Annotated in this window: 18 protein-coding genes; 17 read left to right on the forward strand and 1 reads right to left on the reverse strand. The window is 70.9% G+C overall.

Annotation, left to right across the window (positions count from 1 at the left end; genetic code table 11):
• Positions 1-163: 163 nt before the first annotated feature.
• Complete coding sequence (ffh, locus tag ACWC24_RS07665) at positions 164-1,714, forward strand: signal recognition particle protein (RefSeq protein ID WP_450661908.1); 1,551 nt, start codon at positions 164-166, stop codon at positions 1,712-1,714.
• A gap of 80 nt (positions 1,715-1,794) precedes the next feature.
• On the opposite strand, the gene ACWC24_RS07670 is transcribed toward ffh, so the two are convergent.
• Positions 1,795-2,658 carry an SAM-dependent methyltransferase gene (locus tag ACWC24_RS07670; RefSeq protein ID WP_450661909.1) on the reverse strand — a complete coding sequence of 288 codons (864 nt, stop codon included), beginning with the start codon at positions 2,656-2,658 and terminating at the stop codon, positions 1,795-1,797.
• Between the two features lie 198 nt (positions 2,659-2,856).
• Between ACWC24_RS07670 and proS the strand changes: the two genes are divergently transcribed.
• The 16 genes from proS (at position 2,857) to dprA (ending at position 15,865) form a co-directional block, all read left to right on the forward strand.
• The gene (proS, locus tag ACWC24_RS07675; protein ID WP_450661910.1) at positions 2,857-4,272 is read left to right on the forward strand and encodes a proline--tRNA ligase; all 1,416 of its coding nucleotides are present in this window, start codon (positions 2,857-2,859) and stop codon (positions 4,270-4,272) included.
• Between the two features lie 261 nt (positions 4,273-4,533).
• On the forward strand, positions 4,534-5,133 hold the full coding sequence (locus tag ACWC24_RS07680; RefSeq protein WP_450661911.1) for a hypothetical protein: 600 nt from the start codon (positions 4,534-4,536) through the stop codon (positions 5,131-5,133).
• Positions 5,134-5,407: 274 nt separating this feature from the next.
• Entirely contained in the window at positions 5,408-5,827 is a 420-nt protein-coding gene (gene rpsP / locus ACWC24_RS07685; RefSeq protein ID WP_392623014.1) for a 30S ribosomal protein S16, read from the forward strand.
• Positions 5,828-5,829: 2 nt separating this feature from the next.
• The gene (locus ACWC24_RS07690; RefSeq protein WP_095579114.1) at positions 5,830-6,069 is read left to right on the forward strand and encodes an RNA-binding protein; all 240 of its coding nucleotides are present in this window, start codon (positions 5,830-5,832) and stop codon (positions 6,067-6,069) included.
• Between the two features lie 141 nt (positions 6,070-6,210).
• Entirely contained in the window at positions 6,211-6,768 is a 558-nt protein-coding gene (gene rimM / locus ACWC24_RS07695; protein WP_450661912.1) for a ribosome maturation factor RimM, read from the forward strand.
• Positions 6,765-7,598: a tRNA (guanosine(37)-N1)-methyltransferase TrmD gene (gene trmD, locus ACWC24_RS07700; protein WP_450661913.1), complete on the forward strand. Its 834-nt coding sequence runs from the start codon at positions 6,765-6,767 to the stop codon at positions 7,596-7,598. Before rimM ends, trmD begins: the two co-directional genes overlap by 4 nt.
• Positions 7,599-7,732: 134 nt before the next feature.
• A complete protein-coding gene (gene rplS / locus ACWC24_RS07705) occupies positions 7,733-8,083 on the forward strand; it encodes a 50S ribosomal protein L19 (RefSeq protein WP_152892233.1) in 351 nt (116 codons plus the stop codon).
• A 45-nt stretch (positions 8,084-8,128) separates the two neighbouring features.
• Complete coding sequence (gene lepB, locus ACWC24_RS07710; RefSeq protein WP_450661914.1) at positions 8,129-8,845, forward strand: signal peptidase I; 717 nt, start codon at positions 8,129-8,131, stop codon at positions 8,843-8,845.
• Positions 8,838-9,938, forward strand: a complete 1,101-nt coding sequence (gene lepB, locus ACWC24_RS07715) for a signal peptidase I (RefSeq protein ID WP_450661915.1) — start codon at positions 8,838-8,840, stop codon at positions 9,936-9,938. The genes lepB (ACWC24_RS07710) and lepB (ACWC24_RS07715) overlap by 8 nt, the downstream gene beginning before the upstream one ends.
• On the forward strand, positions 9,826-10,815 hold the full coding sequence (lepB, locus tag ACWC24_RS07720; RefSeq protein WP_450661916.1) for a signal peptidase I: 990 nt from the start codon (positions 9,826-9,828) through the stop codon (positions 10,813-10,815). Before lepB (ACWC24_RS07715) ends, lepB (ACWC24_RS07720) begins: the two co-directional genes overlap by 113 nt.
• 116 nt (positions 10,816-10,931) lie before the next feature.
• The gene (lepB, locus tag ACWC24_RS07725; protein WP_450661917.1) at positions 10,932-11,711 is read left to right on the forward strand and encodes a signal peptidase I; all 780 of its coding nucleotides are present in this window, start codon (positions 10,932-10,934) and stop codon (positions 11,709-11,711) included.
• Entirely contained in the window at positions 11,701-12,210 is a 510-nt protein-coding gene (locus ACWC24_RS07730) for an NUDIX hydrolase (RefSeq protein WP_450661918.1), read from the forward strand. Before lepB (ACWC24_RS07725) ends, ACWC24_RS07730 begins: the two co-directional genes overlap by 11 nt.
• A gap of 56 nt (positions 12,211-12,266) precedes the next feature.
• Positions 12,267-12,575, forward strand: a complete 309-nt coding sequence (locus tag ACWC24_RS07735) for a DUF2469 domain-containing protein (protein WP_003965949.1) — start codon at positions 12,267-12,269, stop codon at positions 12,573-12,575.
• Positions 12,576-12,652: 77 nt separating this feature from the next.
• A complete protein-coding gene (locus ACWC24_RS07740) occupies positions 12,653-13,054 on the forward strand; it encodes a YraN family protein (protein WP_450661919.1) in 402 nt (133 codons plus the stop codon).
• A 1-nt stretch (position 13,055) separates the two neighbouring features.
• Positions 13,056-14,678, forward strand: coding sequence for a YifB family Mg chelatase-like AAA ATPase (locus ACWC24_RS07745; protein ID WP_450661920.1), 1,623 nt, complete (start codon positions 13,056-13,058; stop codon positions 14,676-14,678).
• Complete coding sequence (gene dprA, locus ACWC24_RS07750; RefSeq protein WP_450661921.1) at positions 14,675-15,865, forward strand: DNA-processing protein DprA; 1,191 nt, start codon at positions 14,675-14,677, stop codon at positions 15,863-15,865. The genes ACWC24_RS07745 and dprA overlap by 4 nt, the downstream gene beginning before the upstream one ends.
• Positions 15,866-16,138 lie beyond the last annotated feature (273 nt).

The raw sequence follows: 16,138 nt of genomic DNA on the forward strand, positions 1-16,138 counted from the left end.
CGGCGGCCTGTGGGCTGGTCGACGAGGTGGTCGGACCCGTCGGCCGGTCCCGCAAGGAGCGCGACCCCGCTCGCCCATTCGGCGGGCGGGGACGATTTTCTTGCGGGGCCGGATACCCTGGAAGGCACTCACATCGCCCCCGACCCCGAGGACCGACGTCGCCGTGTTCGATACCCTCTCTGACCGCCTCAGCGCCACCTTCAAGAATCTGCGCGGCAAGGGGCGCTTGAGCGAAGCGGACATCGACGCCACGGCGCGCGAGATCCGCATCGCCCTGCTCGAAGCCGACGTCGCCCTCCCGGTCGTCCGCACGTTCATCAAGAACGTCAAGGAGCGCGCCCTCGGCGCCGATGTCTCCAGGGCCCTGAACCCGGCCCAGCAGGTCCTGAAGATCGTCAACGACGAGCTGGTGACGGTCCTCGGCGGTGAGACCCGGCGCCTGCGGTTCGCCAAGCAGCCGCCGACCGTGATCATGCTGGCGGGTCTGCAGGGTGCCGGTAAGACCACCCTCGCGGGCAAGCTCGCCCACTGGCTCAAGGGGCAGGGCCACTCGCCTCTGCTCGTCGCCGCCGACCTCCAGCGCCCCAACGCCGTCAACCAGCTCAGCGTCGTCGCCGAGCGCGCCGGCGTCGCGGTCTACGCGCCCGAGCCGGGCAACGGCGTCGGCGACCCGGTCAAGGTCGCCAGGGACTCCATCGAGCACGCGCGGACCAAGGTCCACGACATCGTGATCGTGGACACCGCCGGCCGCCTCGGCATCGACCAGGAGATGATGCAGCAGGCCGCGGACATCCGGGACGCGGTCTCGCCGGACGAGATCCTCTTCGTCGTCGACGCGATGATCGGTCAGGACGCGGTCAACACCGCCGAGGCCTTCCGCGACGGCGTCGGCTTCGACGGCGTGGTGCTCTCCAAGCTCGACGGTGACGCCCGCGGTGGCGCGGCCCTGTCGATCCGCCAGATCACCGGCAAGCCGATCATGTTCGCGTCGAACGGCGAGAAGCTGGACGACTTCGACGCCTTCCACCCTGACCGGATGGCCTCCCGCATCCTCGACATGGGTGACCTGCTCACCCTGATCGAGCAGGCGGAGAAGACGTTCAGCCAGGAAGAGGCCGAGAAGATGGCCTCCAAGCTGGCGTCCAAGAAGGGCCAGGACTTCACCCTGGACGACTTCCTGGCCCAGATGGAGCAGGTCAGGAAGATGGGCTCCATCTCCAAGCTGCTCGGCATGCTCCCGGGCATGGGCCAGATCAAGGACCAGATCAACAACCTGGACGAGCGGGACGTCGACCGCACCGCCGCCATCATCAAGTCGATGACCCCGGCCGAGCGCCAGGACGCGACGATCATCAACGGCTCGCGCCGCGCCCGTATCGCCAAGGGCTCCGGCGTCGAGGTCAGCGCGGTGAAGAACCTCGTCGAGCGGTTCTTCGAGGCGCGCAAGATGATGTCCCGCATGGCCCAGGGCGGCGGCATGCCGGGGATGCCCGGGATGCCGGGCATGGGCGGCGGGGCCGGCCGGACCAAGAAGCAGCCGAAGCAGGCCAAGGGCAAGCAGCGCTCCGGCAACCCGATGAAGCGCAAGCAGCAGGAGCTGGAGGAGGCCCAGCGCCGCGAGGCCGCCGCCCAGGGCGGCGGCGCCTTCGGGCTGCCGCAGCAGGGTGGCAAGGACTTCGAGCTGCCCGACGAGTTCAAGAAGTTCATGGGCTGACCGATCCGGTCCACGGACCGGAAGCCACAGCGATACGGCGTCGGGGTACCCACCCCGGCGCCGTACGTGTGTGCAGCGGCTTACGGCGTGCGGGCGATCAGGTAGCGGAAGACGTTCGGCATCCAGACCGTTCCGTCCGCGCGCCGGTACGGGTGCAGCGCCTCCGTCAGTTCCTTGTCGACCTGCGCCTGGTCGGTGGCGGCGACGGCCGCGTCGAACAGCCCCGTCGACAGCAGCCCGCGCACCGCGCTGTCCGTGTCGGCGTACCCGAAGGGGCACGCCACGCGCCCCGAACCGTCCGGCCCGAGTCCGGCCCGCCGGGCGACCTCCTCCAGGTCGTCGCGCCGGGCGCGGCGCGGGCCGTCCGTACCGCGCAGCGGATCGGCGAGCCGCGCGGCCACCCGCAGCACGGACGACGTGGCGCAGCGCTCAGGCGGCCCCCAGCCGGCCAGCACCACCGGCGTGCCCCGTCCGGCCGACGGCGCCGCCGCGGTGAGCAGCCGGACGAGCCCGTCGGAGTCGCCCGCGAGGCACCCGATGGGCTCGAAGGCGGTCACCAGGTTGTACGGGGGCGTCGCCGCGTCGGCCGCGTCCTTCGGCGATCCGGCCACGAGCCGCGCCCGTGTGCCGGTACGCGCGTGCGTGTCCCACGCGGCCGGCAGCAGCCGTCGGCGGGCGAGGGCCAGCCGTTCGGGTGAGGAGGGTTCGACACCGGTGACCGAGGCGCCTCTGGACGCGGCCATCAGCAGGGCCAGCCCGGAGCCGCAGCCGAGGCCGAGCAGCCGCGTGCCGGGACCCACTTCCAGGCGCTCGTAGGCGGCCTCGTAGAGCGGAACCAACATGCGTTCCTGGATCTCGGACCAGTCACGCGCGCGTGCAGCGAGGTCGACACGGGGCGCCGGGCCCGCGTGAGGAAGGTGCTGCCGCACGAGCGTAGGTGTCATAGGAAAGCGCCCCAATCCGCCGAGAGTTGTCGCCGTGCTCGAATCCGCCACCCCGTGACGTTCGCCCGCACTCCCTCCGTATGCCAGGTAACTCCCGGCTCGCGATGCCGTCCAGGGGTCGCGGAGTCCGCTTTGCGGGTTGTTGGCGCGCGTGGCGAGAATTCACATCCCGGCAACGTGGGCCCGTACCATCTCGCCATGGCAAAGGCACCCGTACTCACGCCCCGGGCCGACGACTTCCCACGCTGGTACCAGGATCTGATCGCCAAGGCGGAACTGGCCGACAACGGTCCGGTGCGCGGCAGCATGGTGATCCGGCCGTACGGCTACGGGCTGTGGGAGCGGATGCAGGCCGAGATGGACGCCCGCATCAAGGAGACCGGCACCCAGAACGCCTACTTCCCGCTGCTGATCCCGCAGTCGTACCTCACCCGGGAGGCCGACCACGTCGAGGGGTTCGCGCCGGAGCTCGCCGTGGTCACGCATGGCGGCGGCAAGGAGCTGGAGGAGCCGGCCGTCGTCCGCCCCACCTCCGAGATGATCGTCAACGACTACTTCTCGAAGTGGGTGCAGAGCTACCGCGACCTGCCCCTGCTGATCAACCAGTGGGCGAACGTGGTGCGCTGGGAGCTGCGGCCCCGGCTCTTCCTGCGGACGTCGGAGTTCCTGTGGCAGGAGGGCCACACGGCGCACGCGACGTACGAGGACGCGCGCGACTTCGCCGCCCGCATCCACCGCGAGGTCTACGAGGACTTCATGGTGAACGTGCTCGCCATGGACGTCGTGCCCGGCCGCAAGACCGCCAAGGAGCGGTTCGCGGGCGCCGTCAACACCCTCACCCTCGAAGGCATGATGGGTGACGGCAAGGCACTCCAGATGGCCACGAGCCATGAGCTGGGCCAGAACTTCGCCAAGGCCTTCAACACCCGCTATCTGTCCAGGGACGGCCGGCAGGAGCTGGTCTGGCAGACGTCCTGGGGCTCCACCACCCGCATGATCGGCGCCCTGGTGATGATGCACGGCGACGACAGCGGGCTGCGCGTGCCGCCCCGGCTGGCACAGATCCAGGCCGTCGTGCTGGCGGTCAAGGACGACGAGGCCGTTCTGGCCAAGGTCCGCGAACTCGGCGACCGGCTGCGGGCGGCCGGGATCCGGGTCCGGGTCGACGACCGTACGGACGTCCCGTTCGGCCGGCGTGCCGTCGACTGGGAGCTGAAGGGCGTACCCGTCCGCGTCGAGATCGGCCCCCGCGACCTGGCGGAAGGCACCGCGACGCTGGTCCGTCGCATCCCCGGGGGCAAGCAGCCGATGGCGATCGACGCCCTCGCCGAGGCGCTGCTGGGGATCCTCGACGAGGACCAGGCGCTGCTGCTGCGTCAGTCCCGCGAGCGCCGCGAGTCGCGTACCTCGGAGGTGTCGACGTTCGCGGACGCTGTCGAAACCGCAGTCGGCGGCGGCTGGGCGCGCATCCCGTGGGCGGCGCTGGGCGAGGCGGGCGAGGCCGCCCTGGCCGAGCACGGGGTGACCGTACGCTGTCTGGTCGCCGAGGACGGGTCGGTGCCGGACGACGGTGACGCACCCGGTAACGTCGCGATCGTCGCGCGCGCTTACTGAGGTAGCGTCCTCAGGCCACCAGAGCGACCGAAAGACGTCTTGCGCATCCGCGGACCACAGGAGTTCGGGCGCGTGGACATTGTCTACGCGCCGGGGCGTACGTCAGCCTACGCACCAGCTTGTTACGAGCTGTGCGGCTTCTCCGCAGATCAGCGCACCCGCCCTCGTCGGGACGCATCAGCGGCAACTGACGGGTACGTGCAAATTATTTGAGATGGCCCGGAATCGGAACACACGGGCCCTCAGGCTCGTTGTCATTACGTGAGCACGACACAGACACCACCTGTTCTCGCCGCAGAGCTGGCAGAGGCGTGGGCCGACATTCAGCGGTACCACCCCGAACTGCCCGACCTTGCCGCGCCAGAGTCCCTGATCGGGGAGTCGTCGTCCGCGTGCGGGCACGAACTCTCCTTCGAGCGACTGCTCCATGAAGCAGTCCACGGCATCGCCGCCGCCCGCGGTGTCCGCGACACCTCCCGTGCCGGCCGCTACCACAACCGCAGATTCCTCGCGATCGCCGAGGAACTGGGCCTGGACCATCCCGAGGAGCCGCACCCCAGCAGCGGATTCTCGCTGGTCACGCTCAGTCCCGAGGCCAAGCGCCGCTACCGCCCGACCATGGAGCGCCTCCAGCGCGCCCTGAAGGCGCACACCGCGGCCACGTCCTCCGACGCCACCCGGAGCTTCCGCGGCCCGGCCGCCCGCCACGGCTCCTCCGGGGGCGGGGTGCGGGTGAAGGCGGTCTGCGACTGCGGCCGCAACGTACGGGTCGTCCCCTCCGTCCTGGCCCAGGCGCCGATCGTGTGCGGCGGCTGCGGGAAGCCGTTCCGGATTCCCGAGATCGTGGGTGCGGCGAGCTGACGACGCGGCTGCTCGTGGCAGCCGCGCCGGGCGGCGCGGACCGAGGTGCACCCGACGGACGGCCCTGTCGGCGCCGGGTGCATCTCAGGCATGCCAAGGAGCCCGCGGACGGACGTACCCCTCAAGGTGTGGCAGAATGTCTAGCTGTACTCGACAGTCGCACAGGACCCCTCTCTCCTCCGGCTGACGCGTCCATCGGGCACTCGGGTACCGCAACCCCACGCGGCCATCTCGCCGTGCCCAACCCACGTCAAGACCAGGAGACACCACTTCCGTGGCAGTCAAGATCAAGCTGAAGCGTCTGGGCAAGATCCGTGCGCCTCACTACCGCATCGTCATCGCCGACTCCCGTACCCGCCGTGACGGCCGGGCCATCGAGGAGATCGGCAAGTACCAGCCGACGTACAACCCCTCGATCATCGAGGTGGACGCCGACCGCGTCGCGTACTGGCTCGGCGTCGGCGCCCAGCCGACCGAGCCCGTTCTCGCCATCCTGAAGAAGACCGGCGACTGGCAGAAGTTCAAGGGCGAGCCCGCCCCGGCTCCGCTGCTCGTTGCCGCTCCGAAGGCCGTGCGTCCGTCGTTCGAAGCCCTCGGTGGCGGCGACGAGGGCAAGGGTGAGGCCATCACCCAGAAGAAGAAGGCTGAGAAGAAGGACGAGGCCGCGGCCGAGTCCGCGTCGACCGAGGCCTGAGCATGCTCGAGGAGGCTCTCGAGCACCTCGTGAAGGGCATCGTCGACAACCCCGACGAAGTGCAGGTCGCCTCGCGCAACCTGCGTCGCGGACGCGTTCTCGAGGTCCGGGTCCACCCCGACGACCTCGGCAAGGTGATCGGCCGCAACGGCCGCACCGCGCGCGCTCTGCGCACCGTCGTGGGTGCCATCGGCGGCCGTGGTGTCCGCGTCGACCTCGTCGACGTGGACCAAGTCCGCTGACGCATTCGCAGCACCGGCTCGGGCCGGGGAGGGCCACTGGGCCGTCCCCGGCCCGATGTCGTACCGGCCGGTGTCGCACGGCCCGTCGTACCCGTCGGATGAGTCGTATGGGATGAGTCGTATGACAGGAGATCAAGCACAGTGCAGCTGGTAGTCGCACGGATCGGCCGCGCCCACGGCATCAAGGGCGAGGTCACCGTCGAGGTACGAACCGACGAGCCGGAACTGCGGCTCGCGCCCGGCGCCGTCCTGGCCACCGACCCGGCCTCGGCCGGCCCGCTGACCATCGAGACGGGCCGCGTCCACAGCGGCCGCCTCCTGCTGCGCTTCGCGGGCGTGCGCGACCGCAACGCCGCCGAGGCCCTTCGCAACATCCTCCTGATCGCCGACGTCGACCCCGACGAGACGCCCGAGGACGAGGACGAGTACTACGACCACCAGCTCATGGACCTGGACGTGGTGACGGTGGACGGCACCGAGATCGGCCGGATCACCGAGATCTCGCACCTGCCCTCGCAGGACCTGTTCATCGTCGAACGCCCCGACGGCACCGAGGTCCTCATCCCCTTCGTCGAGGAGATCGTCACCGAGATCGACCTGGAGGAGCAGCGGGCCGTCATCGACCCGCCCCCCGGCCTGATCGACGACCGAGCGGAGATCGCCTCCGCCCGCGACGCGGCCGAGGACGACGGCGCATGAGGCTCGACGTCGTCACGATCTTCCCCGAGTACCTCGAACCGCTGAACGTCTCGCTCGTCGGCAAGGCACGCGCGCGTGGACAGCTCAAGGTGCACGTGCACGATCTGCGGGCCCACACGTACGACCGCCACAACACGGTCGACGACACCCCCTACGGCGGCGGCCCCGGCATGGTCATGAAGACCGGCCCCTGGGCCGACGCCCTCGACACCGCCCTCGCCGACGGCTACGAGTCGGGCGCCCACGCGCCCACGCTGATCGTCCCCACGCCCAGCGGCCGCCCCTTCACCCAGGAACTCGCCGTCGAGCTCGCCGAGCGACCCTGGCTGATCTTCACGCCGGCCCGCTACGAGGGCATCGACCGCCGGGTCGTCGACGAGTACGCCACCCGGATCCCGGTGTGCGAGGTGTCCATCGGCGACTACGTCCTGGCCGGCGGCGAAGCGGCCGTCCTGGTCATCACGGAAGCCGTCGCGCGGCTGCTGCCGGGTGTGCTCGGCAACGCCGAGTCCCACCGGGACGACTCCTTCGCGCCCGGCGCCATGGCGAGCCTCCTCGAGGGGCCCGTCTACACCAAGCCGCCCGAGTGGCGCGGCCGGGAGATCCCGGAGGTGCTGCTCAGCGGACACCACGGGAAGATCGCCCGCTGGCGCCGGGACGAGGCGCTGAAGCGCACCACGGCCCACCGGCCCGACCTGATCGAGCGCTGCGACCCCGCCGCCTTCGACAAGAAGGACCGCGAGATGCTGTCCATCCTGGGCTGGGCGCCGGATCCGGCAGGCAGGCCGTACGGCCGATTTTGGCAGCGAACCGAAGGCATGGAAGAATAGGTCGCTGTTGTGCGCCGTCCGGCGTGCGCCCCTGCCGCAGGGGGACACGACGCCCGTTCCGACCCGCACGACTTTCGTCCAGAACACCTAGCTTCCGTTGATGACCTGTGGCATCACCGAAGAAAGCAGACAAAATGTCTCACCTGCTCGACTCCGTCGACGCCGCGTCGCTGCGCAGCGACCTCCCGGCCTTCCGCCCGGGTGACACCGTCAACGTCCACGTCCGCGTCATCGAGGGCAACCGCTCCCGTGTGCAGCAGTTCAAGGGCGTGGTGATCCGTCGCCAGGGCGCCGGTGTCCGCGAGACCTTCACGGTCCGCAAGGTCTCGTTCTCCGTCGGCGTCGAGCGCACCTTCCCGGTGCACACCCCGATCGTCGAGAAGATCGAGCTCGTCACCCGCGGTGACGTGCGTCGCGCGAAGCTGTACTACCTCCGTGAGCTGCGCGGCAAGGCCGCGAAGATCAAGGAGAAGCGCGACAACTGATCGCGCGTCGGGGTTCACGGCGGAGCCGGATAACATCTGGCTCCGATGGACACCGAAGCACAGCCGACCGAGCGCGACCGCTCCTCCCACCCTTCCGGATCCGAAGAGATCCCGGACACACAAGGGCCGGGGGAACGGTCGCGTTTCGCGTTGCTGTCGCGGATCACCGAATGGCTGCCCGGCGGAGGTCTCTCCCTGGGCGTGCTGTGCTGCCTGCTGTTTTTGCTGCTCCTCAACACGTTCGTGGTGCAACCGTTCCAGATTCCCAGCGGATCCATGGAGAACGGATTGAGGATCGGGGACCGCGTTCTCGTAGATAAGTTGGCGTACCGTTTCGGTGCCCCGCCGCAGCGCGGTGACGTCGTCGTCTTCGACGGCACCGGGTACTTCGGGCACGCCGACTACATCAAACGCGTTGTGGGTGTGGGGGGAGACCACGTGCTCTGCTGCGACAAGGAGGGGAGGATCCAGGTGAACGGCAGGTCGGTCGACGAGTCGACGTTCCTGTACCCCGGCGACAGCCCGTCCTCGGTGGCCTTCGACGTGGACGTGCCCGAGGGCACGCTGTTCGTCCTGGGTGACCACCGCAGCGACTCCAGCGACTCCCGCGACCACCTGGGCTCACCGGGCGGCGGCATGATCCCCGTGGGCGCCGTGATCGGCCGGGCCGACTGGATCGTCTGGCCGGCCGGCCGGCTCACCCGTCTGGAGCGTCCCGGCGGCTACGCGCGCGTGCCCGCCGCGGAGGGCACGCATGGGTAACCGCGGCCGACCGCGCGGCGTCCAGGGCTCCGCCGTCGACAACCTCCTGCCCACCGGCGCCCGGCGCGCCGCCGGCGGCGGCGCGTCCGCGGGCCGCAGCCGGGCCGAGCGGCGCAAGCTCCAGCGCAAGGTCAAGCGGAAACGCAGACGCAGCGCGGTCAGGGAGATACCCCTCCTCGTCGGTGTCGCGGTCCTCATCGCGCTGGTGCTGAAGACCTTCCTCGTCCAGGCGTTCGTGATCCCCTCGGGCTCCATGGAGCAGACGATCCGCATCGGCGACCGGGTGCTCGTCGACAAGTTCACGCCGTGGTTCGGCTCCACGCCGCAGCGCGGTGACGTCGTCGTGTTCAAGGATCCCGGCGGCTGGCTCAAGGACGAGCAGACCACCGCGAAGAAGGACGACCCGGTGGTCGTCAAGCAGGTGAAGGAGGGACTCACCTTCATCGGCCTGCTCCCGTCCGACAACGAGAAGGACCTCATCAAGCGGGTCGTCGGCGTCGGCGGGGACCATGTGAAGTGCTGTGACGCGCAGGGGCGGCTGACCGTCAACGGTGTCCCCCTCAGCGAGACGGAGTACATCTATCCGGGGAACAACCCGTCGGACATCAAGTTCGACATCACCGTTCCCGCCGGGCGGCTGTGGGTGATGGGTGACCACCGGGGCAACTCCGCGGACTCCCGCTACCACCAGAACACCGACTACGGCGGCACGGTCTCCGAGGACGAGGTGGTGGGCCGCGCGATGGTGATCGCCTGGCCGCTCGGTCACTGGAACCGGCTCAAGGAGCCACAAACCTTCTCTTCCGTGTCCGACTCGGGGTCCGGGACGACTGCTGCCCCCCGGCTGTCGCATAGGGTTGCTTCAGAAGGTCCGAACGGATCGATCCAACTCCCGACCCCTGCGGAACTCCCGCTCGTTATGGGAGTGGTGGGCCTGTACCGCATACGGGACAGGCAGCGGCACGGAGTAAGGAGTTGGCGTGGGGGATGTGGCGGTTGGCGCACGGTCCGGACACGACGGCGAGGAGCATCGCGGGCGACCCGCGGGAGCCGATGTCCCGGCCGCGGACAGCGCCGTGCCCTCCGGGAATGACGCCGGAACGGCCGAGGACGGCATGATGAGCGACGAGCGGGACCAGACCGAGGGACGCGGATCGGGCGGATCGGCGCCCGCGCAGCGCAAGCAGCGCTCCTTCTGGAAGGAGCTGCCGATCCTGATCGGCATCGCTCTGGTCCTCGCCCTGCTGATCAAGACGTTCCTGGTGCAGGCGTTCTCCATCCCCTCCGACTCGATGCAGGACACCCTCCAGCAGGGTGACCGCGTCCTGGTCGACAAACTGACGCCCTGGTTCGGCTCGAAGCCCGAGCGCGGCGAGGTCGTCGTCTTCCACGACCCGGACGACTGGCTGGCGGGTGAGCCCACGGCCAACCCCAACGCCCTGCAGACCGTCCTCAGCTGGATCGGCCTGATGCCCTCGGCGGAGGAGAAGGACCTCATCAAGCGGGTCATCGGCGTCGGCGGCGACACGGTCGAGTGCAAGGGCACGGGCCCGCTGACGGTCAACGGCAAGCCGCTCGACGACAAGTCGTTCGTGTACCCCGGCAACACCCCGTGCACGGTCGACGACGTGGGCGGTCAGTTCAAGGTGAAGGTGCCCGAGGGCTACATCTGGGTCATGGGCGACCACCGGCAGAACTCCCGCGACTCGCGCTACAACCAGAGCGACAAGAACCACGGCATGGTCCCCGTGGACAAGGTCGTCGGCCGCGCCATCGTCAAGGCCTGGCCGATCACCCGCTGGGGCACGCTGCCGATCCCGGACACCTTCGACCAGCCCGGCATCAACGACCAGACCTCGGCGGCCGCGGCCCTGACGGTCGCCCCGCAGGGCATCGCCCTGGTCGGTGTGGTGCCGATCGCGGTGTGGCGGCGCCGGCGCAGCTCGAAGGCGGCGTCCGGGACCCGCTGAGAACGACAGGAACCCGCCCGTGCCCGGGACCCCCGCGAAGCCGCGGGGGAGCTCGTGACCTCGGTGACCGGAGAGGGGCTGCCCCGGCTCGGTACCGCCGGGTAGGGTGCGGGTCCATGGGTGGCGAGAGCACTACACGTACGGCCCCGCGCAGCGGCGGCACCAGCACCACGGGCCCGGTGGGCAGCCGGACCGGACAGCGTCTGTCCGGCCTGGCCGTCGCGCTGGGCCTCGTGCTGTTCCTGGCGGGATTCGCCTGGGCGGCGCTGATCTACCGGCCGTACACCGTCCCCACGAGTTCGATGACCCCGACCATCGGCGCCGGCGACCGGGTGCTCGCGCAGAGCGTCGACGCCGGGGAGATACGCCGGGGCGATGTCGTGGTCTTCCGCGACAGCACCTGGGTCGACAACTCCGCCGTGGTCAAGCGGGTCGTCGCGGTCGGCGGGGACACGGTCGCCTGCTGCACGAACGGCAAGCTGACGGTCAACGGCAAGCAGATCGAGGAACCGTACCTGCCCGAGGGCAGCCTGGCCGAGATCACGGACTTCCCGACCGTGACGGTCCCCAAGGGGCGTCTCTTCCTCCTCGGTGACGAGCGGCAGGGCTCGTTGGACTCCACCGCCCACCTCACGGACGCCGCCCGCGGCACCGTGGCGAGCAGCGCGGTGAACGCCCGCGTCGACGCCGTCGTCTGGCCCATGCGGGGCATGCTGAAGCGCCCCACGGGCTTCGAGACGCTCGGCGCCCTCTCCGAGCCGGGACCGCTGCGCACCATCGGGCTCATGATCGTCGGCGGCGGCGCGCTCGTCCTGGCCGGAGGCGCCTACGGGCCCGTGGCAAAGCTGCTGGGGCGCCTCGGGCGCTCCCGGAGGGAGCCCGCCGGTGCCCGCTGACCCGGAGGGTCCCGGCGACGGACTGCGCCGGGTGGCCCGGGTCGTGCTGCTCGACCCCGAGGACCGCATCCTGCTGCTGCACGGTCACGAGCCGGACGATCCGGCCGACGACTGGTGGTTCACCCCCGGCGGCGGACTGGAGGGCGACGAGACCCGTGAACAGGCGGCGCTGCGGGAACTCGTCGAGGAGACCGGCATCACCGAGGTCGAGCTCGGCCCGGTGCTGTGGCGGCGCCGGTGCTCCTTCCCGTTCGCCGGCCGCCGCTGGGACCAGGACGAGTGGTACTACCTGGCCCGTACGACCCAGACGGCGACGCGGGCGGTGGCGCTCACCGAACTGGAGCGGCGCAGCGTGGCCGGAGCACGCTGGTGGACGTGTGAGGAACTGAGCCGGGCGCATGAGACGGTGTATCCGACCAGGCTTGCCGAGTTGCTGCGCAGGGTGCTCGACGAGGGTCCCCCGCCCGGACCCGAGATCCTTGACACAGAAATCGTCTAGGTGCACCCGGCACTGGCGCACAATGGTGGGATCGCACGGCTGAAGGGGAACATGCCATGAGCGCCGAGGACCTCGAGAAGTACGAGACCGAGATGGAGCTGAAGCTCTACCGGGAGTACCGCGATGTCGTCGGTCTGTTCAAATACGTGATCGAGACCGAGCGGCGTTTCTACCTGACCAACGACTACGAGATGCAGGTGCACTCGGTCCAGGGTGAGGTGTTCTTCGAAGTGTCCATGGCGGACGCCTGGGTCTGGGACATGTACCGGCCGGCCCGGTTCGTGAAGCAGGTCCGTGTCCTGACATTCAAGGACGTGAACATCGAGGAGCTGAACAAGAGCGACCTGGAGCTGCCGGGAGGCTGACGGTCCCCCAAAGGGGTGACGCGGATATCCACAACCGCCGAGTAGTCAACGAAGATCCACTTCGTTGGGGCGGACGCGTGACCGTGGGTGCCGGAGGTGGTGCCGACATGAGCACACAGCAGGCACGCAGCGCACTCGGCAGGTACGGCGAGGGACTGGCCGCGCGGCGGCTGGCGGAGGCCGGACTGACGGTCCTGGCACGCAACTGGCGGTGCGGCAGGACGGGCGAGATCGACATCATCGCCAGGGACGGCGACGTCCTGGTGATCTGCGAGGTCAAGACCCGCAGGGCGGGTCTCTTCCAGCACCCCGCGGACGCGGTCACCCCGGCCAAGGCGCAGCGCCTGCGCGGACTGGCCCAGCGGTGGACGCAGGAGCACGGGGGAGCGCCGCCCGGCGGGGTCCGCATCGACCTGGTCGCCGTGCTGCTGCCGCGCCGCGGCGCCCCCGTGGCCGAGCATCTGCGGGGGGTGGCCTGAGATGGGCTTCGCGCGTACGTGCTCCGTGGCGCTGGTGGGCGTCGAGGGCGTGGTCGTGGAGGTGCAGGCCGACCTGGAACCCGGCGTCGCGGCCTTCACCCTGGTCGGACTGCCGGACAAGAGCCTGACGGAGAGCCGCGACCGGGTACGGGCGGCGGTGGTGAACTCGGGCGGCGAGTGGCCGCAGAAGAAGCTCACGGTCGGGCTGAGTCCGGCGTCCGTACCGAAGGCCGGTTCGGGGTTCGACCTCGCCGTCGCCTGTGCGGTACTGGGGGCCGCCGAGCGCATCGACCCCCGTGTGCTCGCGGACGTCGTGATGATCGGCGAGCTGGGCCTGGACGGGCGCGTGCGGCCGGTACGGGGCGTCCTGCCGGCCGTGCTCGCCGCCGCGGACGCCGGATTCGAGCAGGTGGTCGTGCCGGAGTCCGCCGCCGCGGAGGCCTCACTGGTCCCCGAGGTCTCGGTGCTCGGCGTCCGCAGCCTGCGGCAGCTGATCGCCGTCCTGACCGACGAACCGGTCCCCGACGAGGACCCGGACGAACCGGGACGCCCGGGCCCGCTCCTGGCCGGCCTGCGTATGCCCGGAGCGGGAGCGGTCACCGGGGTGCACAGCCTGCACGCCGCGTACGGCCAGGGGCACGACCTCGCCGACGTCGTGGGCCAGATCTCCGCCCGCACCGCGGTGGAGGTGGCCGCCGCGGGCGGACACCATCTGTTCCTGGAGGGCCCGCCCGGCGCGGGCAAGACCATGCTCGCGGAGCGGCTGCCCGCGGTGCTGCCCCGGCTGGTGCGGGAGGAGTCGCTGGAGGTCACGGCCGTCCACTCGGTGGCCGGGCTGCTGCCCCCGGGCAAACCCCTGATCGACGTCGCGCCCTACTGCGCGCCGCACCACTCGGCCACCATGCAGGCCCTCGTCGGCGGAGGCCCCGGCATCGCACGGCCCGGCGCGGTCTCGCTCGCCCATCGCGGTGTGCTCTTCCTCGACGAGAGTCCCGAGTTCAGCAGCCGTGCCCTCGACGCCCTGCGTCAGCCCCTGGAGTCGGGCCATGTCGTCATCGCCCGCAGCGCGGGGGTGGTGCGGTTCCCGGCGAGGTTCCTGATGGTCCTCGCGGCCAATCCCTGTCCCTGCGGACGCTTCTCGCTGCGGGACACGCTGTGCGAGTGCCCTCCCTCGGCCGTCCGCCGCTACCAGGCCAAACTCTCCGGCCCGCTGCTCGACCGGGTCGACCTGCGCGTCGAGGTCGAACCGGTCGGCCGGGCCGAGCTCGCGCGAAGCGGTGCGGCGGGCGAGTCCACGGCGACCGTCGCCGAACGGGTGCGGGCGGCACGCGAACGGGCTGCCGCCAGATACGCGGGAAGCCCCTGGCGGACCAACGGCGAGGTGCCGGGACGGGAACTGCGCTCCCGCTTCCACGCCGTGGCCGGAGCGATGGACGAGGCGGAACGCAACCTGGAACGGGGCGTGCTCACGGCCCGTGGAATCGACCGCGTCCTGCGCGTCGCCTGGACCGTCGCGGACCTCGTCGGCCACGACCGGCCCGACGCGACGGACGTCGCACTCGCCGTACAACTGCGCACGGGCGTGCCACGCGGGGTGCCGATGGCCATCGGGGCCCTGGCATGAGCGGCGGTACCGACTCGGACGGAGCGGCCCCCGGCACGTCGGACGGCACGGACGACGGCCTGCTCGCCCGGGTCCTGCTCACCCGGGTCATCGAGCCCGGGGACGAGACCGGCGGAGGGTGGGTGCGGGAGCACGGGGTGCGGGAGGTGGCGCGGCGGCTGCGGGGCGGCCCACCGCTGCCCGGGGTGAGCGCGCAGCGGTGGACGGGGCTGCGGGCGCGGGCCGAGCGGGCCGAGCCCGCGCGGGACCTGGCCGTCGCCCGGGCGGCCGGGGTGCGGTTCGTGGCGCCCGGCACGGGGGAGTGGCCCGGCCCGCTCGACGACCTCGGCGACGCCCGTCCACTGGGACTGTGGCTGCGCGGCCGCCCCAGCCTGCGGATATGGGCACTGCGCTCGGTCGCCCTGGTCGGCGCACGCGCCTGCACCCAGTACGGCGCCCACATGGCGGCCGACCTCGCCGCCGGACTGGCCGAGCGCGGCTGGGTGGTGGTCTCCGGCGGCGCCTACGGCATCGACGGCGCCGCCCACCGGGGAGCCCTCGGCGCCGGCGGGGCCACCATCGCCGTCCTCGCCTGCGGTGTCGACCGGCCCTATCCGCGCGGACACACCGCGTTGCTCACCAGGATCGCGGAACAGGGCCTGGTCGTCGGGGAGTTGCCGCCCGGCGACCACCCGACACCGAGCCGGTTCATCCTGCGCAACCGGGTGATCGCCGCGCTGACCAGGGGCACCGTGGTCGTCGAGGCGGCCTGCCGCAGCGGCTCGCTGGCCACGGCGCGGGCGGCGCAGCGGTTGGGCCGGCACACCATGGCGGTACCGGGGCCGGCCACCAGCGCCCTCTCGGCCGGGGCGCACGAACTGCTGCGCGGCGACGCCGTCCTGGTCACGGACGCGGCGGAGATCGTCGAACAGGTGGGCGAGATGGGGGAGCTGGCGCCGGTCCGGCGCGGCCCGGTGCTCCCGCGGGACCTGCTGGAGCCCGCCGCCCGGCGGGTGCTGGCCGCGCTGCCCGCACGCCGCGCCGCGGCCGCGGGTGAGATCGCACGCGGCGCGCTGACGACCGAGGACGACGCGATCGCGAGACTGTACGAACTGCGCGCGCTCGGTCATGTCGAACGACACAGCGACGGCTGGAAGTTGACACGCGAGTCGATGACCTCCGTCAGGGACGGTCGAGGACCGCGCTGACCTGGCGGGTTCGGCCGTCCGGGGGATGTCCGAAGCCCTTGGGAATTCACGCAGTTGATGCTTTCCGGCGACTCGCCGGGGCGACCGGCGCGCCTCGGCGGAGCGTTGAGAAGAACGTATCTGCGCACGGCGCCGACCCCTCCCTTCGCGCACCGCGACTCCCCAGTCACGCTACGCTCACAAGGATCCGGACACGGACCACCAACTCGTACCAGCCCGACCTCTCACCCAGTCACTCCCGGTTCACCACCTCCACGGCAGAACGGCACTAGG

This window comes from Streptomyces sp. NPDC001443 (assembly GCF_053597355.1).

Coding starts and splice junctions, on each gene's coding strand:
- ACWC24_RS07670 (WP_450661909.1), bottom strand. CDS start 2,658: ATGACACCTACGCTCGTGCGGCAGCACCTTCCTCACGCGGGCCCGGCG.
- proS (WP_450661910.1), top strand. CDS start 2,857: ATGGCAAAGGCACCCGTACTCACGCCCCGGGCCGACGACTTCCCACGC.
- ACWC24_RS07690 (WP_095579114.1), top strand. CDS start 5,830: ATGCTCGAGGAGGCTCTCGAGCACCTCGTGAAGGGCATCGTCGACAAC.
- trmD (WP_450661913.1), top strand. CDS start 6,765: ATGAGGCTCGACGTCGTCACGATCTTCCCCGAGTACCTCGAACCGCTG.
- rplS (WP_152892233.1), top strand. CDS start 7,733: ATGTCTCACCTGCTCGACTCCGTCGACGCCGCGTCGCTGCGCAGCGAC.
- lepB (WP_450661914.1), top strand. CDS start 8,129: ATGGACACCGAAGCACAGCCGACCGAGCGCGACCGCTCCTCCCACCCT.
- lepB (WP_450661915.1), top strand. CDS start 8,838: ATGGGTAACCGCGGCCGACCGCGCGGCGTCCAGGGCTCCGCCGTCGAC.
- lepB (WP_450661917.1), top strand. CDS start 10,932: ATGGGTGGCGAGAGCACTACACGTACGGCCCCGCGCAGCGGCGGCACC.
- ACWC24_RS07735 (WP_003965949.1), top strand. CDS start 12,267: ATGAGCGCCGAGGACCTCGAGAAGTACGAGACCGAGATGGAGCTGAAG.
- ACWC24_RS07745 (WP_450661920.1), top strand. CDS start 13,056: ATGGGCTTCGCGCGTACGTGCTCCGTGGCGCTGGTGGGCGTCGAGGGC.
- dprA (WP_450661921.1), top strand. CDS start 14,675: ATGAGCGGCGGTACCGACTCGGACGGAGCGGCCCCCGGCACGTCGGAC.